The organism is Bacillus sp. FF-1, assembly GCF_028548245.1.
Classification (GTDB): domain Bacteria; phylum Bacillota; class Bacilli; order Bacillales; family Bacillaceae_G; genus Bacillus_A; species Bacillus_A paranthracis.
In genome coordinates this window covers 132753-153806 of the sequence record NZ_JAQQGG010000007.1, presented here as the reverse complement: position 1 = coordinate 153806, position 21054 = coordinate 132753, and the positions used below count along the sequence as shown (strand labels likewise).

At 34.6% G+C, this 21054-nt stretch carries 17 protein-coding genes; 12 read left to right on the top strand and 5 right to left on the bottom strand.

Annotation, left to right across the window (positions count from 1 at the left end; all coding sequences use genetic code 11):
* The first annotated feature begins 116 nt into the window (after positions 1-116).
* The 5 genes from PQF83_RS21615 (at position 117) to PQF83_RS21595 (ending at position 8044) form a co-directional block, all read left to right on the top strand.
* Positions 117-1988, top strand: coding sequence for a glycerophosphoryl diester phosphodiesterase membrane domain-containing protein (locus PQF83_RS21615; protein WP_001164743.1), 1872 nt, complete (start codon positions 117-119; stop codon positions 1986-1988).
* 369 nt (positions 1989-2357) lie between these two features.
* Entirely contained in the window at positions 2358-3491 is a 1134-nt protein-coding gene (gene ald, locus PQF83_RS21610; RefSeq protein WP_001219742.1) for an alanine dehydrogenase, read from the top strand.
* A gap of 103 nt (positions 3492-3594) precedes the next feature.
* Positions 3595-5010, top strand: coding sequence for an amino acid permease (locus PQF83_RS21605; protein ID WP_001284877.1), 1416 nt, complete (start codon positions 3595-3597; stop codon positions 5008-5010).
* Between the two features lie 266 nt (positions 5011-5276).
* Positions 5277-5654: an ArsR/SmtB family transcription factor gene (locus PQF83_RS21600; protein ID WP_000918377.1), complete on the top strand. Its 378-nt coding sequence runs from the start codon at positions 5277-5279 to the stop codon at positions 5652-5654.
* Between the two features lie 23 nt (positions 5655-5677).
* Positions 5678-8044 (top strand): heavy metal translocating P-type ATPase, encoded by a 2367-nt coding sequence (locus tag PQF83_RS21595; protein ID WP_000796551.1) that lies wholly within the window; start codon positions 5678-5680, stop codon positions 8042-8044.
* Between the two features lie 346 nt (positions 8045-8390).
* On the opposite strand, the gene PQF83_RS21590 is transcribed toward PQF83_RS21595, so the two are convergent.
* Entirely contained in the window at positions 8391-9854 is a 1464-nt protein-coding gene (locus PQF83_RS21590; protein ID WP_000222900.1) for a nicotinate phosphoribosyltransferase, read from the bottom strand.
* 200 nt (positions 9855-10054) lie between these two features.
* On the opposite strand from PQF83_RS21590, the gene PQF83_RS21585 reads away from it, so the two are divergent.
* The 3 genes from PQF83_RS21585 to PQF83_RS21575 all read left to right on the top strand — a co-directional run bounded on the left by PQF83_RS21585 (position 10055) and on the right by PQF83_RS21575 (position 13326).
* Positions 10055-11323 (top strand): helix-turn-helix transcriptional regulator, encoded by a 1269-nt coding sequence (locus PQF83_RS21585; RefSeq protein WP_001187929.1) that lies wholly within the window; start codon positions 10055-10057, stop codon positions 11321-11323.
* Between the two features lie 2 nt (positions 11324-11325).
* A complete protein-coding gene (nprX, locus tag PQF83_RS21580) occupies positions 11326-11457 on the top strand; it encodes a quorum-signaling peptide NprX (protein WP_000738909.1) in 132 nt (43 codons plus the stop codon).
* Between the two features lie 168 nt (positions 11458-11625).
* Positions 11626-13326: a M4 family metallopeptidase gene (locus PQF83_RS21575; RefSeq protein ID WP_000730398.1), complete on the top strand. Its 1701-nt coding sequence runs from the start codon at positions 11626-11628 to the stop codon at positions 13324-13326.
* Positions 13327-13389: 63 nt separating this feature from the next.
* Here PQF83_RS21575 and PQF83_RS21570 read toward each other — a convergent pair whose 3' ends face one another.
* Positions 13390-13938 (bottom strand): TVP38/TMEM64 family protein, encoded by a 549-nt coding sequence (locus PQF83_RS21570; protein WP_000852211.1) that lies wholly within the window; start codon positions 13936-13938, stop codon positions 13390-13392.
* Positions 13939-14335: 397 nt separating this feature from the next.
* Between PQF83_RS21570 and PQF83_RS21565 the strand changes: the two genes are divergently transcribed.
* Both PQF83_RS21565 and PQF83_RS21560 read left to right on the top strand, forming a co-directional pair.
* Positions 14336-14854 carry an RNase A-like domain-containing lipoprotein gene (locus PQF83_RS21565; protein WP_000822717.1) on the top strand — a complete coding sequence of 173 codons (519 nt, stop codon included), beginning with the start codon at positions 14336-14338 and terminating at the stop codon, positions 14852-14854.
* Between the two features lie 15 nt (positions 14855-14869).
* Positions 14870-15142 (top strand): hypothetical protein, encoded by a 273-nt coding sequence (locus tag PQF83_RS21560; RefSeq protein WP_000288788.1) that lies wholly within the window; start codon positions 14870-14872, stop codon positions 15140-15142.
* A 30-nt stretch (positions 15143-15172) separates the two neighbouring features.
* Here PQF83_RS21560 and PQF83_RS21555 read toward each other — a convergent pair whose 3' ends face one another.
* From PQF83_RS21555 to PQF83_RS21545, 3 genes are all read right to left on the bottom strand, one after another.
* Entirely contained in the window at positions 15173-16435 is a 1263-nt protein-coding gene (locus tag PQF83_RS21555) for a VanW family protein (RefSeq protein WP_272792340.1), read from the bottom strand.
* A gap of 234 nt (positions 16436-16669) precedes the next feature.
* Positions 16670-17683, bottom strand: coding sequence for an LCP family protein (locus PQF83_RS21550; RefSeq protein WP_000834033.1), 1014 nt, complete (start codon positions 17681-17683; stop codon positions 16670-16672).
* A 190-nt stretch (positions 17684-17873) separates the two neighbouring features.
* Positions 17874-19052 carry a NupC/NupG family nucleoside CNT transporter gene (locus tag PQF83_RS21545; protein WP_000668836.1) on the bottom strand — a complete coding sequence of 393 codons (1179 nt, stop codon included), beginning with the start codon at positions 19050-19052 and terminating at the stop codon, positions 17874-17876.
* Between the two features lie 91 nt (positions 19053-19143).
* On the opposite strand from PQF83_RS21545, the gene gloA2 reads away from it, so the two are divergent.
* On the top strand, positions 19144-19530 hold the full coding sequence (gene gloA2, locus PQF83_RS21540; protein ID WP_001017666.1) for an SMU1112c/YaeR family gloxylase I-like metalloprotein: 387 nt from the start codon (positions 19144-19146) through the stop codon (positions 19528-19530).
* A 107-nt stretch (positions 19531-19637) separates the two neighbouring features.
* The gene (locus tag PQF83_RS21535) at positions 19638-20936 is read left to right on the top strand and encodes a hemolysin family protein (RefSeq protein WP_000353305.1); all 1299 of its coding nucleotides are present in this window, start codon (positions 19638-19640) and stop codon (positions 20934-20936) included.
* Positions 20937-21054 lie beyond the last annotated feature (118 nt).

Sequence of the window (21054 nt, the reverse complement as noted above, 5' to 3'; positions counted from 1 at the left end):
TCATTGTATGTATAAGAGTGTTCATGTTAAGCGGAATATATTATTATTAAAGGGATGGGTTAGAAATGGAAATGTGGAATCCATCTCAAATATCGTTTTAGAATGTGGAGGAATATATGCAACACCGTAAAAGACTATCTATACCAGGAGTAATGAGACATTCCTTTCAAACTGTTAGATTTGCCTTTTGGAATGTGTTAACATTCCAACTTGCTTATAAATTGTTAGCAGCGATTGTGTTTATCCCACTTTTCGGTATTATTTTCAATAAGTTGTTGTACTTTGGTGGGTATGCAAACGCAACAAATGATGAGTTATTAGCATTTTTGAAAACCCCATACGGGATTTTGGCGATCGTAATTTTATCTATATTGGCATTGTTCCTGATTTTTACAGAGTTTGCAGTACTTATTATCATTTCGTACTTCGCTCATAAAAGGCAAAAGGTGAGATTACGTCCGATTTTATATAAAACAGTAACGTATTTACCTTCTCTGTTTACATATTGCTTACCTGGCTTTGTTTTGTATGCAGTTGTACTATTACCACTATTAAGTATGGGATATAAATCTGCATTGATTCCTGAAATTCAAATTCCTAATTTTATTACAGGTGAACTATTTAAGACAACAATGGGGCAAGTTGGATATTATACTTTCTTTGCTGTAGTTGCCTATTTGAACCTTCGTTGGATTTTTGTTTTACCTATTATCGTTTTAGAGGAGAAGCCGTTCCGTACGGCAGCACGCAAAAGCGCAAACTTAGTAAAAGAAAGCTTCTTTAAAGTTTTGTTCTTTTTAGTAGGTTTTTTCATATCTGTAGGAATTGTTTTTCTTTTATGTGTAGGAGTTTATTTACTTTGTCTGTGGGGGGTATATGAATTTACAAACCCAGAAGGGACATTTGCACTACTAGCAGAGTCAACTATTTCAGTTTTCCTAACAAGTACATTGTATCTATTTAGCTTTATTATGACGCCGTTCTATATTATGGCGTTAACAAGATTGTATTTACAAAAGGTTCCAGTCGAAGATGTTTTATTAGAAGAAGGATTAGATTATTCAAAGACGAAGGCAGATAAATGTTTCTTCCAAAAACATCGTTGGAAATTTATTGGTGTATATATTGTAGGAATTATTACGGCGGGAATGGTTGTTGCTTTCATTGTGACCTTTATTACAAACACATATAAAGAACCGATTATTATGGCTCATCGCGGTTATATTTCAAAAGGTGTAGAAAATACGAAAGAAGCTGTGCAGGGAGCTATTGATGCGAAAGCAGACTACGCTGAAATAGATGTATTACAAACAAAAGACGGTGAACTAGCAGTTATACATGATTTGAAGTTGAAACGTCTTGCCAATGCTAACGTTCATGTTTCGGATTTAACGATGGAAGAGTTAAGGCAGCTTACCCTTAGTCAAGATGGTTTTTCAGGACAAATCAGTACGCTGGATGAAATCATTAAGTTGGCAAAGGGTAAAATCAAACTCAATATTGAAGTGAAGCTTCATGGGGGCGAAAAAGACTTTGTAAACAAAGTATTAAAAACGATTAAAGATAATGAATTTGAGAAGCAATGTGTTATTCAAACGTTACATTATCCGCTTATAAAAGAGTTTAAGCGTGCAAATCCAAATATAAAAGTAGGATATATATTATATGCAAGTAGAGCTCACTTAAAGAATGTAAAGGCTGATTTTTATGTAGCGGAAGAATACATGTTAAATAAGAAATTAGTAAAAGAAGCAAGGAAGTTAAATAAACCAATTTACGTATGGACGGTAAATGATATGGAAAGTTTAAAGGGATATTATAAATTGAACGTAGATGGTATCATTACCGATTATCCTGAATCGGCACGTGAAACAATTAAGATGTTAAAAGAGCAAGAAGAGGAAGAAAGTGATCTGTTTGATAAAATTACGGAAACAACAGATGATTTATTTTCCAAGTTATTTATAAGTTATCCAGCTGCTAGTTAAATGCTAGCAGCTGTTTTTTTAGGGAAAGAATATATCCCTAAAGTATTGTTTAAACTTATAACTGTATATGTATACGGCATCATTGGTATTTCTTACATTGTTACATTATTGTCGAATAATAAATGATTGCTGCTTATTTTAAAGGAGTATAATAAAAATAGAGTGATAGATAATGAGATGGAACAACGAGGCTAATAGAATCAATGTTTTATATATTTACACTATTCTAAATATATAAACTTTAAAAATATGGTATGTTAGCGTTTTCATAACTTTTAAGTTATGCTAGAATAAGGACATAAGTTATTAATTATTACAAAAAGAAAAAAGACTTTCTTTTTTCTGTTAATTATAAGGGGGCATTTCATTATGCGTATTGGGGTACCAGCAGAAATTAAAAACAACGAAAACCGTGTGGCAATGACACCAGCAGGTGTTGTACATTTAATTCGTAACAATCACGAAGTATTCATTCAAAAGGGTGCAGGTTTAGGATCTGGTTTCACAGATGCTCAGTATGTTGAAGCGGGAGCGAAAATTGTTGATACAGCTGAAGAAGCTTGGAACATGGAAATGGTTATGAAAGTTAAGGAACCAATTGAAAGCGAATACAAACACTTCAGCGAAGGTTTAATTTTATTCACATACTTACACTTAGCTCCAGAACCAGAATTAACAAAAGCATTAATCGAAAAGAAAGTTGTTTCTATTGCATATGAAACAGTACAATTAGAAAACCGTTCTCTACCATTACTTGCACCTATGAGTGAAGTAGCTGGTCGTATGGCTGCACAAATTGGTGCACAATTCCTTGAGAAGAACAAAGGCGGTAAAGGAATTTTACTTGCAGGTGTTCCAGGGGTTAAACGTGGTAAAGTAACAATCATCGGTGGTGGACAAGCTGGTACAAATGCTGCTAAAATTGCAGTTGGACTAGGTGCGGATGTAACAATCATCGACTTAAGTGCAGAACGTCTTCGTCAATTAGATGACATTTTCGGAAACCAAGTAAAAACTTTAATGTCTAATCCGTACAATATTGCAGAAGCTGTAAAAGAGTCTGATCTTGTAATCGGTGCAGTATTAATCCCAGGTGCAAAAGCGCCAAAACTTGTAACAGAAGAAATGATTAAATCAATGGAACCAGGTTCTGTTGTTGTAGATATCGCGATTGACCAAGGTGGTATTTTCGAAACAACTGACCGTATTACAACTCATGATAACCCAACTTACGAAAAACACGGCGTTGTTCATTATGCAGTTGCAAACATGCCAGGTGCGGTTCCACGTACATCAACTCTTGCATTAACAAACGTAACAGTACCATACGCAGTACAAATTGCTAACAAAGGCTACAAAGAAGCTTGCTTAGGCAACTCTGCATTACTAAAAGGTATTAACACATTAGATGGCTATGTAACATTCGAAGCAGTTGCAGAAGCTCACGGTGTAGAGTACAAAGGTGCTAAAGAATTATTAGAAGCAGAAACAGTATCTTGCTAATACAAGCATTATACAAAACAAAATCGAACAATATATAAACCAACATGATAAGAGCTAAGAGTGAATATCTCTTAGCTCTTCTTGGCAAAAGGGGGCATACATCGTGGCCAACCTATTTAAAAAGAAATCCGTTACGCAATTGTTAGGGGAAAGTAAAAGTAAAACTTTAACGAAAACGCTAGGGGCATTTGACCTAACAATGCTAGGGATTGGTGCGATAATTGGTACAGGAGTACTAGTATTAACAGGATTAGTAGCAGCAAGAGATGCTGGTCCAGCAGTTATCTTTTCATTCATGATTGCAGCGATTGTTTGTGGATTTGCAGCGTTGTGTTATGCAGAAGTTGCATCTACACTTCCGGTTTCAGGTAGTGTGTACACATATTCATATGCGACAATTGGTGAGTTTATTGCCCATCTAATGGGATGGACATTACTATCTGTATATGTCGTAACAACTGCCGCAGTAGCTGGTGGATGGACAGGTTATTTTAATAACTTAGTGAGTGGATTCGGATTAGAAATTCCAACAGAGTTGTTAAAGATTCCATCACAAGGTGGGATCGTGAATTTACCAGCAGTAGTCATTACATTAGTTTTAACTTGGTTACTATCAAGAGGTACGAAAGAAAGTAAGCGTGTGAATAACATAATGGTATTAATTAAAATTGGTATTGTTATTTTATTCATTGCAGTTGGTGCGTTTTACGTACAACCAGAAAACTGGACACCATTTGCACCATACGGTATTAGCGGAATCTTTGCCGGCGGAGCAGCAGTATTCTTTGCTTTCTTAGGATTTGATGCATTAGCAACTTCTGCTGAAGAAGTAAAAAATCCACAACGTGATTTACCGATTGGTATTATTGCTTCATTAGTTATTTGTACAATTATTTATGTTGTAGTATGTCTCGTTATGACAGGTATGGTTTCTTATAAAGAATTAGATGTACCAGAAGCTATGGCATATGTATTAGAAGTTGTAGGACAAGATAAAGTAGCGGGTGTAATCGCAGTTGGAGCTGTAATTGGTATTATGGCTGTAATCTTTGCTTACATTTATGCAACGACACGTGTATTCTTCGCGATGAGCCGTGACGGTTTATTACCAAAATCATTTGCGAAAATTAATAAGAAAACAGAAGCACCAGTATTCTCAACTTGGTTAACGGGTATTGGTAGTGCTTTAATTGCTGGATTTATCGATTTAAAAGAATTGTCGAATTTAGCGAATATTGGAGCGTTGTTAACATTTGCGATGGTAGGTGTGTCAGTTATTATTCTTCGTAAAACACATCCGAACTTAAAACGTGGCTTTATGGTACCACTTGTACCAACGCTACCGCTTATTTCAATCGCATGTTGTCTATTCTTAATGTTTAACCTACCATTAACAACATGGATCTACTTCGGTATTTGGTTAGCAATTGGAGTAGTTGTATACTTTGTTTATTCGAAAAAACATAGTCATTTAAAAGACGATGGAAGTTCGCAGGATAATTTAGAACAAGCTAATTAAAAGCTTAGTTAAAAGGGATATAAGTATAGTAAGCCTTGTGCGTCTAGGGAACGCGCAAGGCTTTTTCTTTTGTGTAAAGTGTATATTCTTTTTTGTATGAGAATGTAATGGATGCGGAAAATATGTGTAGATCTTTTTAAAATGTGAACGAAATGTTCAAAAAAATGTATGAGATTTCATTGACACATATGAATAGACGCTCATATAATAAAGGTATAAGATATATGAATGATTGTTCATATGTTCAAATAAAGAGGTGAGCTATAATGGCTGGAAATAAAGTAGAAACACCACAAGAGACATGTTCTCAAACGATAATTCATGAAGAAGTTGTTGATCAAGTAAAACAAACAATTCCAACGGATGAAAGTTTAAGTAAAGTAGCAGAATTATTTAAAGTATTAGGCGATCGTACACGTACAAGAATATTACATGCGTTATTTGAAGCTGAAATGTGTGTTTGTGATTTAGCGTATTTATTAGGAATGACACAATCATCTATTTCACATCAGCTTCGTGTGTTAAAGCAAGCGAAACTTGTAAAGAATCGTAAAGAAGGAAAGGTCGTTTATTATTCGTTAGCTGACCAACACGTAATTCATATCTTCGAGCAAGCGTTTGAACACGTAAACGAGGAAGAATAAATAGAACGCGAGGAGGGAGAACGATGGCTGAAGCATTAGTGAAAAAGAAACTGATGTTAGAAGGTTTAGATTGTGCAAACTGTGCAATGAAAATTGAAAAAGGCGTTGGGAATATAGAAGGAGTAAATTCTTGCTTTGTAAATTTCGCGACAAAAACAATGGTTTTAGAAACAGCGCAAAATAAAGAAAGCGAAGTTGTTACAGAAGCAAAACAACTCGTTACAAAATTAGAACCGCACATTAAAGTGCAAGAAGAAAAAAACACAAAAATGGCAAAAGAAGTGTTTATATTAGAAGGTTTAGATTGCGCAAATTGTGCGATGAAGATTGAAAATAAAGTTAAGGAAATGCCGACGGTTTCAGCAGCAACTGTTGATTTCGTATCAAAGAAATTACGAATTGAAGTAGCGAATAAAAGAGAATTAGAAACGACTGTAGCCAATATAACAAATGTCGTTCAAAAGTTAGAACCAGATGTGAAAGTTGTTCGTGAAGAAAAGGGTGGTCATGACCATGGACATAGTCACGATCATGGAGAAGCAAATGTGAAAAAAATGGTAGGACGATTAGTGGTTGGAGGAATTTTGACAGCAATTGCTGCATTAGCTGGCTTACCACAAATGATCACAATTCCGTTATTCGTCCTTGCGTATGTATTAATTGGTGGAGATATCGTTTGGAGAGCAGTAAGAAACATAACTCGTGGCCAAGTGTTTGATGAGAACTTCTTAATGGCAATTGCAACACTAGGAGCTTTCGCAATTCAACAATACCCAGAAGCGGTTGCAGTAATGTTATTCTATCAAGTAGGAGAACTATTCCAAAGTATTGCGGTAAACCGTTCTCGAAAATCAATTACTTCATTAATGGATATTCGTCCTGATTACGCGAATGTAAAGATTGGAAATGAAACGAAACAAGTATCACCAGAAGATGTACAAATCGGCGATTATATTATCGTGAAACCTGGTGAGAAAGTACCGTTAGACGGAAAAGTAGTTGAAGGAACATCAATGGTAGATACTTCAGCATTGACTGGTGAATCTGTACCACGTGAAGTTGAAATTGGAAATGATGTATTAAGTGGTTTTGTGAACCAAAATGGTGTATTAACAATTGAAGTTACAAAAGAATTTGGTGAATCAACTGTATCAAAAATTTTAGATTTAGTTCAAAATGCAAGCAGTAAAAAAGCGCCAACAGAAAACTTTATTACGAAGTTCGCGCGTTACTACACTCCAGTTGTAGTAATTACAGCAGCGATCATGGCGTTTATTCCACCACTTATTTTAGAAGGAGCTACATTCTCGGATTGGATTTATCGAGCTTTAGTGTTCTTAGTAATTTCTTGTCCGTGTGCGTTAGTTGTATCTATTCCTCTTGGATTCTTTGGAGGTATCGGTGGTGCATCTAAAAGTGGTGTGTTAGTAAAAGGGAGTAACTATTTAGAAGCTTTAAATGATGTGAAATATATTGTTTTTGATAAAACAGGCACATTAACAAAAGGTGTCTTCAAAGTTACAAAAATGGAACCGAGCGAAGGTATTACAAATGAAGAATTATTAGAGTATGCAGCATTTGCTGAAGTGTATTCTAACCATCCAATTGCACAATCGATTCGAAATGCATATGGAAAATCAGTTGATGAAAAAATAATCGATGATTATAACGAAATTTCTGGTCACGGTACAGTCGTAAAAGTACAAGGAAAAGAAATTTTTGCAGGTAATGCTAAATTAATGAGAAAAGAGAACATTACATTTAAGCAACCAGAAACAGTAGGTACATTAGTTCACGTTGCTGTAGATGGAAAATATGCAGGTTATATCGTTATCTCTGATGAAGTAAAAGAAGATTCAAAACAAGCAATTCAAAAATTAAAAGAACTAGGTATTAAGAAAACAGTCATGTTAACTGGTGATGCAAAACCAGTTGGTGAAGCTGTTGGTAAAGAGTTAGGTTTAGATGAAGTTCACGCAGAACTATTACCGCAACAAAAAGTAGAAGAGATTGAAAAAATTGATGCAGCGAAGCATGGAAAAGAAAAAGTTGCTTTCGTTGGTGATGGTATTAATGATACACCGGTATTAGCAAGAGCCGATGTTGGTATTGCAATGGGTGGTTTAGGATCAGATGCAGCAATTGAAGCAGCAGATATCGTTATTATGACTGATGAGCCTTCAAAAATTGCAACAGCTGTAAACATTGCAAAACGTACAAGACGCATTGTATGGCAAAATATTATCTTTGCATTAGGGGTAAAAGGATTAGTTTTACTACTTGGTGCTTTCGGTATTGCAACAATGTGGGAAGCGGTTTTCTCAGATGTTGGTGTGACACTACTGGCAGTGTTAAATGCAATGCGTGTACTACGAGTGAAAGATTTATAAAGTGAAACCTTAATCAGTGGGGGGCTTCATCCCCCGCTAATTATTAGCCTTCACCAATCGGGCTTTTACGGACAGTTTATCCCCCATCTAACGCCCTTGCTTTTGCTGAATTTTGGGGGTCTTACTGCCCGTTAATGCGGGATAAAAAAGAGGACGCAACCTGCGTCCTCTTTTTTAGGTTATTCTGTTGAAATTGACTCAATAAAATAATAACAAATATTATTTTTGAAATAAATAACGTAATATTAAAATTTACAAATAAAAAATATTTGTCTTGTTATTTTAATATATTTTTTACAAAGATATATAGCATTGAAGAAAACAGAGAAGGAGCAGCTTCTCTGTTTTATTTTTGTATATTTTTTTCAACTTGTTCTCGAACAGTTTGAATGTAATTCATTTTATGATCCCAGCATTCTTGACTTAAATCGACAGGGTACTCTTCAGGATTTAAAGTTCGCATATACTCTTCCCAAAATAACGCGAGACTCTGTTCATTGTATTTTTGAATATCCAATATGTCAGGTAGTTCATATGTTCTTTCACCGTTAACGAAAATGTCTTTATGCAGTTCGCGCGCTTCAAAGTTTGTTACAAATTTACTTATATACGTGTGAACAGGGTGAAACATTTTTAAGCGTTCTTCTTTTCCTGGTTCTTCACAATCTAATGCAATATAATCGCCTTCTGCATGATCATTAACTCGGTTGATAATGCGATAAATTCGTTTCAGTCCTGGAGTAGTAATTTTTTCAGGGTTAGATGAAATTTTAATTGTATCATTTAACTTTCCATCAGTATCTTCAATCGCAACGAGTTTATAAACAGCTCCTAAAGCTGGTTGCTCAAAGGACGTAATCAATTTTGTTCCAACGCCCCATACATCAATTTTTGCTCCTTGAGATTTTAAATGCATAATGGTGTATTCATCTAAATCGCTAGAAGCAATAATTTTTGTATTTGTAAACCCGGCTTCATCTAGTAGTTTTCTTGCCTTTTTAGATAAATAAGCCATATCACCACTATCGAGGCGAATGCCATAAAAATCGATGCGATCCCCGAACTCTTTTGCCACGCGAATTGCATTTGGAACACCAGATTTTAATGTGTCATATGTATCAACGAGAAAGACACACTTTTTATGAGTTTCAGCGTATTTCTTAAAAGCAACATATTCATCGCGATAAGCTTGAACAAAAGAGTGCGCATGTGTGCCGGCTACAGGTATCCCAAAGCGTTTTCCAGCCCGTACGTTACTCGTAGATGAGAAACCACCGATAAAGGCAGCACGTGTACCCCAAAGGGCTGCATCGAACTCGTGGGCACGTCTTGTTCCGAACTCTAAAAGTTCATCGTTATTTGCAGCGTGCTTCATACGAGCTGCTTTCGTTGCAATTAATGTTTGGTAATTCACAATGTTTAACAGGGCGGTTTCAATAATTTGTGCTTCCCCGAGCGGTGCATCGACACGTAATAAAGGCTCGTTATTAAAGACAACTTCACCTTCTTGCATACTTCGAATCGTCCCGGTGAATTTCATATTTTGTAAATACTGAAGAAATTCTTCTTCAAATTGTAATTCTGCTAAATAAGCGATATCGCTTTCGGTAAAGCTGAAGTTTTCTATGTACTCTACAATTTTTTCAAGGCCAGCAAAAACAGCATAACCGTTCTCGAATGGAAGTTTTCGAAAGTATAAATCAAACACCGAGCGGCGGTTATGAATACCATCTTTCCAATATGTATAAGCCATATTAATTTGATATAAATCTGTATGTAAGGCATAGCTATCGTCTTTATAATAAGTCATCGCGAAAACACCTCCATAATTTGGTTATAGTATACCAATTTTTCACGGATCGTAGCAAAGAATAGATATGAAAGTATAGTCAAGAGGGAAAAAAATGAAATATTGCATATTTTTTAGAAAATTAACATTTATCAATTTATATTTCTCAAGATTTTATGTATTATTAAAGTAATGGGGGTAAATGAGAATGGAGGAGGACAATGCAACAAACATTAGAAAAAATAGGCAAACAAGTCTTTTACAAACGGCTACAGCAAAAAATGACACAAGAAGAATTATGTCAGGGCATTTGTTCTGTCTCATACTTAAGTAAAATCGAAAATGGAAAAATCGAAGCATCAGAAGAGATTCTACAATTGCTCTGCGCAAGATTAGAAATTGCCGTGACGGATTTGAGAGATGTAGAAGAAGATGTGAAGGGGAAGCTGGATGAATGGTTAAATGCATTAGTTCATTTGGACAAGCCACAAGTAGAACGCATATATGAAGAATTACAAGGTGAAATGAAGCATGTTTTGGATTTTGAAATTATAAATTATTATAAACTGCTTTATACGCGTTATTTAATTATGAAAAGGGATATTGCTACACTTGAAGAAGAATTAGATAGATTGAAGAAGGTATATAAAAAGTATTCTCCATTTCAGAAGTTATTATATATGTATAGTAGAGGGTTATTGTGCTGTTTGCAATATAGATGGAAGGAGGGGCTAGATTACTTATTAAAAACAGAAGTAATGGCCAAGGAACAAGGTTATCATGAAACAGGCCTATATTATAATATAGCGCTTGTATATACTCATTTAGATATTCATCATCTTGCAATCCATTTTGTAAATATAGCATTAGAAGGCTTTCGTAGTGAATATAAGTTTAGAAACATAATTAACTGCCAAATACTTATTGCGGTAAGTTATACAGAAAAAGGTCAGTATGAAGAAGCTTTAAAAATGTATGAGAGTATTTTGAGAGAGTCCGCATCTTTTGCTGATAAGGATGTACTTTTAGCTATTACTTTAAGTAATATGGGAAGCATCTATTATAAAAAAGGCAAATATCAGCAAGCAAAAAAATATTATTTAGATAGTCTACAACTTCAAAAACAAATAGATTTAAATTATTTAGATACAATATATGAAATGGCAGTAGTATGCATTAAATTAGAAGAGTTAGAGGAGGCAAAGGCATTAATTGATAAGGGAATTGATGCAGCAAAACAAGAAGAGAGATTTAATGCAAAATTATACTTGCTTTTAATGCTTAGATATAAATATTTTGAAGAAGCGAAAGATTATAAAGCATTTTTGGAAAATGAGGCTATCCCATTGTATAAATCTGCGGGAAATAAAATAGAATTAAAGAAAGTATACATTGAACTAGCAGAACATTTTTCCAGTTTATCGAGATTTGAAGAAAGTAATCGATATTATAGGTTAGTTATTGATTTAATGAATGATAAGGAGGAATAAAAATGAAAAAGATGGTATTTGGAGCATTAGCATTTATAGTGACTCTTACAGTTGTTGGAGGAATACATCAGTATAGCAGTAAACCTGATATTGTTGGTCAAGAAGCTAAAACAGTTCAACAAATTAATTCATAATTAAAAACCCCTTTCCAACCGGAAAGGGGTTTTTTCAATATTTGTTCCTCAAAATTCTACAAAACTTGAGAAAAAAATTAATTGAATTTTCAGTATATTAATAGTGGAAACATAATGCTAATATGAAACTACTCTTTTTCAAAAAATAATTTATTAGGGGGAAGGTTCATGAAAAAGAAAAGTTTAGCATTAGTGTTAGCGACAGGAATGGCAGTTACAACGTTCGGAGGGACAGGCTCTGCATTTGCAGATTCTAAAAATGTGCTCTCTACGAAGAAGTACAATGAGACAGTACAGTCACCGGAGTTTGTTTCTGGGGATCTAACTGGGGCAACTGGTAAGAAAGCAGAATCTGTTGTGTTTGATTACTTAAACGCAGCAAAAGGTGATTACAAGTTAGGGGAAAAGAGTGCGCAAGATTCTTTCAAAGTGAAACAAGTGAAGAAAGATGCTGTAACTGATTCAACAGTATTACGTTTGCAACAAGTATATGAAGGAGTACCTGTATGGGGGTCTACGCAAGTAGCTCACGTAAGTAAAGATGGTTCTTTAAAAGTATTGTCTGGAACAGTTGCGCCTGATTTAGACAAAAAAGAAAAATTGAAAAATAAAAATAAGATCGAAGGCGCAAAAGCAATTGAAATTGCGCAAAAAGATTTAGGGATTACACCTAAATATGAGGTAGAACCAAAAGCGGACTTATATGTATATCAAAACGGTGAAGAAACAACATATGCATACGTTGTAAATTTAAACTTCTTAGACCCGAGTCCAGGAAACTACTACTATTTCATTGAAGCAGACAGCGGTAAAGTGTTAAATAAATATAATAAACTTGATCATGTAGCAAATGAAGATAAATCACCAGTTAAGCAAGAGGCACCTAAACAGGAAGCGAAACCAGCTGTAAAGCCTGTAACAGGAACAAATGCAGTGGGTACTGGTAAAGGTGTATTAGGAGATACGAAGTCGCTTAATACAACGTTATCTGGCTCATCTTACTACTTACAAGATAATACGCGCGGAGCAACGATTTTCACATATGATGCGAAAAATCGTACTACATTGCCAGGAACATTATGGGTAGATGCAGATAATGTTTTCAATGCAGCGTATGATGCAGCAGCGGTAGATGCTCATTACTATGCGGGTAAAACATATGATTACTATAAAGCTACTTTTAATAGAAACTCTATTAATGATGCAGGAGCGCCATTAAAATCAACAGTTCATTATGGAAGTAGATATAATAATGCGTTCTGGAATGGCTCTCAAATGGTATACGGAGATGGTGATGGTGTAACATTCACTTCATTATCTGGTGGAATTGATGTAATTGGCCATGAATTAACGCATGCTGTTACAGAGTATAGCTCAGATTTAATCTATCAAAATGAATCAGGGGCATTAAATGAAGCTATTTCAGATGTTTTTGGTACTTTAGTAGAATTCTATGATAACCGTAACCCAGATTGGGAAATTGGTGAAGATATTTATACGCCTGGTAAAGCAGGAGATGCGCTTCGCTCTATGAGTGATCCAACGAAATATGGTGATCCAGATCATTATTCTAAGCGTTACACTGGTACTAGTGATAACGGTGGGGTTCATACGAACAGTGGTATTATTAACAAACAAGCTTATTTATTAGCAAATGGCGGTACGCATTACGGTGTAACTGTAACTGGTATTGGTAAAGATAAGCTAGGTGCAATTTATTACCGTGCAAACACACAATATTTCACGCAATCTACTACATTTAGTCAAGCGCGTGCTGGTGCAGTACAAGCTGCAGCTGATTTATATGGTGCGAACTCTGCTGAAGTAAATGCAGTTAAGCAATCATTTAGTGCTGTTGGTATTAACTAACGATCTAAAGGATAGCTATTAATAAAATACCTCAAAAATAAAGAAGGAGCATAGGCTCCTTCTTTATTTTTTTCTCCATTTTTTCCACAAATAAAACAATCCAATAGCGCCCGCGATTGTTACAATCCACTTCGCTTCATTTGTTCCGTTCATGACATGATAAGCAGAATATACCTCGATTAATAATGCCGGTATTTTACCTATTGTACTGGCAATACTGAAGGATAGTAATGACATTTTGCCTAGAGCTGCAAATAAAGTCACGATACTAGACGGAATGAAAGGAATGAGGCGGAACGATAGGACGAGTAGAAAGGCCTCTCTACCTTCTACATAAAGTAGGCGTTCTACCTTTGGATACTTATTTACTTTGCTGTGAGTGAATTTCTGAAGGCCTATACGATAAATATAAAACGAGATAATAGCCCCTAATGCCTCACCTGCGATCGAAATAAGGGTTCCGTTTGTTACACCAAAGAGCTGTATGTTAATAGCGGTCAAAAAAATACTAGGGATAACACCTAAAAGGCTAATGACTATGTTGATTAAGATACTAAGTGGAATTGCGATTGAATAATAGTCTGTTAAGAAGTTTTGAATTGTTTCAGCCATTGTTTAAAATCCTTTATCTTTTTTTTGCATTACACCATATTTCCATTGTGTAGGCAAGTACAAATTTACATAATGTAGAAAAACGTTAAAAAACACCATTATTATACCTTATATGGGTATTAGGTATATGAAGTAAGGGGTATATTTTACTTTTTTAAAAAATACAAATAAAACCTTTATTTAAAAGGTTAATAGATGATTTTAGGGGGAGGTTTAACTCGGGAAATAATCATAAAAACATAGGGGTATATTTATGTAAGGGCGAAAATAGCGGTTTTATGAAAAGCGGGTGGTAATTTGGCAAAATAGATGAGGAATTTGAAAAATGTGTATGTTTTTTCGATGTGAAATTGACTTTTAGTGAAGTTACGATAATAATCATGAAAGAGGTGATATGATGAAACGAATAAGTAGTCTTTTCGTGAGTAGTTTATTGGCACTCATGCTGATCTTAAGTGGATGTGCAGGAAAAGAACAAAAAACAGAGAAACAAACAGGGAATCAATCGGCATCAGTAGAAAAAATTAGTGATAATATTTTAGACGAAATGGAAGGACCACCTAAAAATGGTCATACGATTGAAAGACATGTAGGCAAATCAGAAGAAGATTTGAAGAATCGCTTGAAGACAGATAAAGTATCAGCAGCAAGTACATACTATGACAAGGAAACGGCAACGAAAGCTGTAAAAGATAGTTTGAAGCAGCATGATAAGGAAATTCAAGATTGGTTAAAAAATTCTAAAGAGGCTCGTCTCGTATTAAATACAACACATTCATTCCCGGTTGGAAAAACGGTAATAAAGAAAAATATGAATGTAAAAGACAAGTTAGTCAAAACTGTTACGGTTTTAGCGAGAGATAAGTCAGGGGATTTAGGATATAAGATCATTACTTCTTATCCATCTGATAAATAAGAAGGGGGAGTAAATATGTATACGACATTACAATATTTTTTCAAATCGTATTGTACGTTAAGTATCCATGAAGATGAAATAGTAGGCGTGATGGAAGAGTTTATAGAGCAAGAAGACGAAGAAATTGTTTTGAAATTACGCGATGAATTATTATATATGAAGAAAAAGGATGCTTGGGAAGAGGCGTGCGTACTAGCTGCGAAGCAAGGAAATCGTATGTGGTCGTTAGAAGAAACGAAAGACCATCTTGCAACCTTTTTATTATTATTGCAAAAGAAAAAGGCGTGAGTAGATCACGCCTTTTTGTTTGATAGTGTCTTATTGTTTTGGAGTGCTTTTATATACGCTTTTTGAAATTTGTCCATTAGATATTACTTCACCGTTTTGTGTAACTTTTTTATATGTAACTGCTGTTATTTTATCATTAGTCCTACTAATTACTTGAGAAGAAACTTCAACATTTTTACCAGTATTTGTGCCGAAAATACGTGTAGTAATACTACCTCCATTTGAAAATGCTTGAATATAAATATGATTGCCTGTATTATTTTTAAATTTTAAATCTGGACTATAATCTGCTACTGCTGCATCTTGCCCAAGTGGTAAATAATTTACGGGCATAGAATGGTTGCTTCGAGAAACAATTCCTAAATCTGCTCTTAAAGCTGCGCTATATAAAGTACTACTCACTTGGCAAACGCCTCCGCCTGCACTTTGTATAACTTTCCCTTGTGAATATACAGCTGCGGATTTATAACCATGAGCAGCATCCGTTACGCCAACGCGGCCATTAAAACTAAATGTTTCATCAGGTGCGACAATCACTCCACTTAAAGTATTAGCTGACTTATTTACGTTAAAGGATTGATTCCCATTACGGCCAGCCATTGGAGTTGAATATTCAGCAATTACTTCTTTAATCCCCATTTTCTGTATATCTTCTGTAGAACGTTCAGGCTTTAATAGTGTAACGGGTAATGTAACATCAGATGTGCCAGAAGTAATGGCTTGCCGCGTTAAATCAGTTAACTTTTCTTTATCGATTTTTTCTCCATTTTGGCTCTGGCTAATATTTACTGTAGTGCCTTCAATACTTAATTCTGCATTAACAGGATTTTTTAATGTTTCATTATATTTATCCTTCATAAAGCTTTCATAAGCAGTTGTATTTAATTGAGGTGTTAATTTATAGTCACGTTTTAATTCGCCGTTCTCAGCTTGTTTCCGCATTTTGTAACGATTTATTGCGTTGCCTTCTTGTTCTTTAAAGATTTTGTCGATAATATCTTTTTCTTTATAATTTATCCCTAAATCTTTCCATGTGTAAGTTTGTTTATCGTTTTGGAATATGTACGTAAGTGATTTTTGATCTAATTCAGTGATTTTTTGATTAATAATAGCTTGAATATCTTTTTTATTTTTTCCATCGAGAGAAATACCTTCAAATGTAGTATTGGGTAATGCAGTAGTATCTAATTGATTATTTAGTTTGGATACATATTGATATCCGCCAACACCGCCAACACAAAGTAATATGCCTCCAGCAATTGCAGAACCGATCAGTATTTTACTTAGCTTCATTTATTTCCCCCCAGAAATTTTTGTATAAATATATGTATTACATTTTTTGTATAAAAATGATGAAAATAACATTATGTACGTACTAGTATACTATTATTTTCACTTTGTGTGTAATGTTTTTATAAAATATGTTACACTGTTGTAATAATTGTCTCTTTTTGTCACAATGTGTACGAGAAATATGTTGAAAATTATAATAAAAAGGCTGTCTAGAAAGTTCTAGCAGCCTTTTTATTATAATTTTTTATGTTCATTTTTATTCGTAACACCGAGATGTTCTTGTAGTGTTGTCGAAATATTATCGACGCTTTTTTCGTTTGGAACGTAATAATAAATACCACCTATATATTTATCAGTACCTTCTACTTGCAATTTGTCCATTTTTAAGTTTGAACCCATTGAATTTTTCGCAATTGTCATCATATCATCAAAAGTTAAATTTGTTTTTAAGTCTTTATCAACAGCGTCTAATAAACCACCGATTTTATTAATGGAATTCAGAGATAATGCCTTTTCAGCAATAGCTTCTAAAACAAGCTGTTGTCGTTGACCGCGCATATAATCACTATCGATATGACGAGTTCTTGCTAGTGCCAGTGCTTCTTCTCCATTTAAATGTTGACGTCCCTTTTTAAGGTGAACTGCATCTGCTTCATCTTTACTATTTTGTTCTGTGAACTCCACTGGAACATCTACAGTAATGCCACCAAGGGAATCAACAATTTTGATAAAGGATTTAAAGTTGAATTTTACATAGTAATCAACTGGAACATCTAAAAATTTCTCAACTGTATCAATCGTGCTGTCTACACCACCGAATACGTGCGCATGTGTAATTTTATCGTATTTATCACGTGATTTAATATAGACACGTGAATCACGTGGAATACTGACAAGCTTAACAGATTTATCGTTTTTATTAATGGTTGCAAGTAATAGTGCATCTGTACGAGTTGCTTTCCCATAATTTTTGTCCCTAATATCACTTTCATCAACACCCATAATAAGTACGGAAATGTTGTCAGTCATAGGTTTAACGGCTTTTTCACGTTTGCTGGATTTGTCTCCGCGACCAAGTTCAGAATAGGCATTACTTAGAATTGATTTTGCTTTACTGTATATATGGAAGGAGTAGCCTCCTGCTCCAAGTGCTATAATCAGTAATGGAATAAGAAGGAACCAAAGTAGACGTTTTTTCTTTGAGCGTCCCTTTTTGGCTCGAGTATCTTTGTGCATATCGGATTTCATCATTTTTTCTCCTTTAAAACTATCAAAGTATATACATCTAGAAGCGCATTTAAACACATAAAAAATATTGTACGCTAAATAAAAGCGATTGTACATGTATAAAAAATAGATGTCTTGATTATTTATAAAGACATCTATTCGTTATTGTATACAAAAGATAGGGATAAGAAAATGATAAAATTTTACCTAATTACAACATAATGCTTACGATAATTGCAGATAAAATGCTAACGAGAGTCGCTCCGTATAGTAATTTAAGGCCAAATCTGGCAACGACGTTTCCTTGTTCTTCGTTTAATCCTTTTACCGCACCTGAAATAATGCCGATAGAAGAAAAGTTGGCAAAAGAGACGAGGAAGACAGAAATAATACCAACTGTACGAGGAGAAAGGCTATTAGAAATTTTACTAAGATCCATCATTGCTACAAATTCATTCGTTACAAGCTTCGTTGCCATAATGCTACCAGCCGCGACAATTTCAGAACTTGGTACACCAATAAGAAATGCAATTGGTGCAAAGACGTAGCCGATTAATTGCTGGAAAGTAATGCCGAATATAATGAGGAATAGATCATTAATGCAGCTCATTAATGCGACGAATCCGATAAGCATAGCACCGACAACGATAGCTACTCGAAAGCCATCTAGAATGTATTCTCCAAGCATTTCAAAAAAGCTTTGCTTTTCGCCTTTTATTTCTAAAATATCTTCATCATCTTTCACGTCGTAGGGGTTAATAATCAGTACGATAATAAAACCGCTAAATAAATTGAGAACGAGTGCGGTTACTACATATTTAGGTTCGATCATTGTCATATAGGCACCTACGATAGACATAGATACAGTTGACATAGCAGATGCGCAAAGTGTATAAAGACGGTGTTTTGGAATTTGAGCTAATTGTTTTTTGACCGTAATAAAAACTTCTGATTGGCCGACAATGGCAGATGCGATAGCATTGTAAGATTCTAATTTCCCAAGACCATTTATTTTACTGAGGAAGTAACCGATCCAACGAATGAAAAATGGTAGTATTTTGAAATGTTGCAGTATACCGATCAAGACGGAAATGAAGACAATTGGTAATAAGACAGTAAGGAAAAAGGGCATTTCACCTTTATTGGCAAGGCCGCCAAATACGAAGTTTATACCATCAGCAGCATACTCGAGTAGCTTTGTAAACAAACTGGAGATGAACCGAATAAGTATGAGACCGATTTCTGTATTCAATAATAAATAGGTTAAAATTAACTGTATAAGAAGCATGATGAAAATAGGTTTAAATTTAATATGCTTCTTATTGTTACTAGCGATATAAGCAAGGAAGAAGACGACGATAAGTCCTAAGAAAAAGGTAATAAATTTCATAGTAAGCCCCCTAAAAGAGATATTCTGCTATATATGTTTTTCATTTCAAGGGAGAATATGCATCTTTGGTAAAGAAAGGAATAGAGAGAGTATGAATATATGTAGAGTACACCACGTTGCAATTATTTGTTCAAATTATGATGTGTCAAAAGATTTTTATACTAGGATATTAGGTTTTGAAGAGGTAAATGAGGTATATAGAAAGGAACGAGATTCTTATAAGTTAGATTTATGTGTAGGGGGAGAGTATCAAATTGAATTATTTTCATTCCCAAGTCCGCCTGAGCGCCCGAGTTTTCCAGAAGCGTCTGGACTTAGGCATTTAGCATTTGCTGTTACAAATATAGAAGAAGCCGTGCAACATTTAAGTCAATGTGGTGTTGAAACTGAGGCGATACGTATTGATGAGATAACCGGGAAAAAATTTGTTTTTTTCCAAGATCCGGATGGTTTACCTTTAGAATTGTATGAGGTTTGAAATTGGTGAATTTTATATAGGGTTGCTTTTGAGTAAATGAAGAAACTAAAGTGAAACTTCTTTTTTAAAGGAGGTGTCACTTTAGCTAAGAAAGCTAAAGGATATATGTGGATATTTTAAAATTACTGATGGTAGTCATTCTTATTGCATTAACAGGTTTTTTTGTAGCTGTTGAGTTTGCAATTATTAAGGTGCGTAGCAGTCGTATTGACCAACTCGTTAGTGAGAAACGACGAGGAGCATTGGCAGCAAAAAAAGTAACTTCAAATTTAGATGAATATTTATCAGCATGTCAGTTAGGTATTACCATTACCGCTTTAGGGCTTGGGTGGTTAGGCGAGCCGACTATAAAACATTTACTAGAGCCGTTGTTTTTAAAACTACACCTATCTTCTGCAATTGCAAGTACCGTTTCATTTATTATTGCTTTTGCAGTTATTACGTTTTTACATGTTGTTATTGGTGAACTTGCTCCTAAGACGTTCGCCATACAAAGAGCAGAGCAAGTTAGCTTATTATTATCGAAACCACTTATTTATTTTTACCGAGTAATGTATCCGTTTATTTGGGCTTTAAATGGTTCAGCAAGGCTTGTAACAGGGTTATTCGGATTACATCCGGCTTCTGAACATGAAGTTGCTCATTCGGAAGAAGAATTACGATTAATCTTATCTGAGAGTTATGAGAGCGGAGAGATTAATCAAAGGGAATTTAAATATGTAAATAATATTTTTGAATTTGATAATAGAGTGGCAAAGGAAATTATGGTGCCTCGTACGGAAGTTGTAGGTTTATATGAGGACGAACCATTTGAAACACATATTAAAATAATCGCACAAGAAAAATATACGAGGTATCCTGTATTTGGTGAAGATAAAGATGAAATCATTGGAATGGTTAATGTAAAGGATTTATTTATTCGTTATATGGATGGTAATCGGGACGAGGAGTGCTCGATTATGCCATATACAAGGCCGGTCATTGAAGTGCTAGAAAATATTCCAATTCATGATTTACTATTACAAATGCAAAGAAAACACATTCCATTAGCTGTGTTGTATGATGAATATGGTGGTACAGCTGGGATTGTTACATTAGAAGATATTTTAGAAGAAATTGTTGGGGAAATTCGAGATGAATACGATGAAGATGAACACCCGCCTATAGAGCATATAAGTGAAGGGTGTAAAATTGTAGAGGGGAAAGTGCTTATTAGTGAAGTAAATGATTTATTTGGCATACACTTAATCGCTGATGATGTAGATACAATTGGTGGATGGATTATGGTACAAAAGCAAATCGTTGCTGAAGGAGATATTATTGAAAAACACGGCTTTTCTTTTAAAGTTCTGGAAAAAGATATGCATCAAATTAAACGAGTGGAAATAAAGAAGGGAGAAGAATGATTTTCTATAAAAGGTATATATAGAAAATTAAATGTTTGCGCTTTCAAAAAAGGTACTATATAGTGAAGGTGGACACTGAAAAATTCTTCTGAATGATACTCGTATTTTTAGAGGGCGA

Bases quoted from the DNA above. Each gene is read 5' to 3' on its own strand.
- PQF83_RS21615 (WP_001164743.1), top strand. From the start codon at position 117: ATGCAACACCGTAAAAGACTATCTATACCAGGAGTAATGAGACATTCC.
- ald (WP_001219742.1), top strand. From the start codon at position 2,358: ATGCGTATTGGGGTACCAGCAGAAATTAAAAACAACGAAAACCGTGTG.
- PQF83_RS21600 (WP_000918377.1), top strand. From the start codon at position 5,277: ATGGCTGGAAATAAAGTAGAAACACCACAAGAGACATGTTCTCAAACG.
- PQF83_RS21595 (WP_000796551.1), top strand. From the start codon at position 5,678: ATGGCTGAAGCATTAGTGAAAAAGAAACTGATGTTAGAAGGTTTAGAT.
- PQF83_RS21590 (WP_000222900.1), bottom strand. From the start codon at position 9,854: ATGACTTATTATAAAGACGATAGCTATGCCTTACATACAGATTTATAT.
- PQF83_RS21585 (WP_001187929.1), top strand. From the start codon at position 10,055: ATGCAACAAACATTAGAAAAAATAGGCAAACAAGTCTTTTACAAACGG.
- nprX (WP_000738909.1), top strand. From the start codon at position 11,326: ATGAAAAAGATGGTATTTGGAGCATTAGCATTTATAGTGACTCTTACA.
- PQF83_RS21575 (WP_000730398.1), top strand. From the start codon at position 11,626: ATGAAAAAGAAAAGTTTAGCATTAGTGTTAGCGACAGGAATGGCAGTT.
- PQF83_RS21570 (WP_000852211.1), bottom strand. From the start codon at position 13,938: ATGGCTGAAACAATTCAAAACTTCTTAACAGACTATTATTCAATCGCA.
- PQF83_RS21565 (WP_000822717.1), top strand. From the start codon at position 14,336: ATGAAACGAATAAGTAGTCTTTTCGTGAGTAGTTTATTGGCACTCATG.
- PQF83_RS21560 (WP_000288788.1), top strand. From the start codon at position 14,870: ATGTATACGACATTACAATATTTTTTCAAATCGTATTGTACGTTAAGT.
- PQF83_RS21555 (WP_272792340.1), bottom strand. From the start codon at position 16,435: ATGAAGCTAAGTAAAATACTGATCGGTTCTGCAATTGCTGGAGGCATA.
- PQF83_RS21550 (WP_000834033.1), bottom strand. From the start codon at position 17,683: ATGAAATCCGATATGCACAAAGATACTCGAGCCAAAAAGGGACGCTCA.
- PQF83_RS21545 (WP_000668836.1), bottom strand. From the start codon at position 19,052: ATGAAATTTATTACCTTTTTCTTAGGACTTATCGTCGTCTTCTTCCTT.
- gloA2 (WP_001017666.1), top strand. From the start codon at position 19,144: ATGAATATATGTAGAGTACACCACGTTGCAATTATTTGTTCAAATTAT.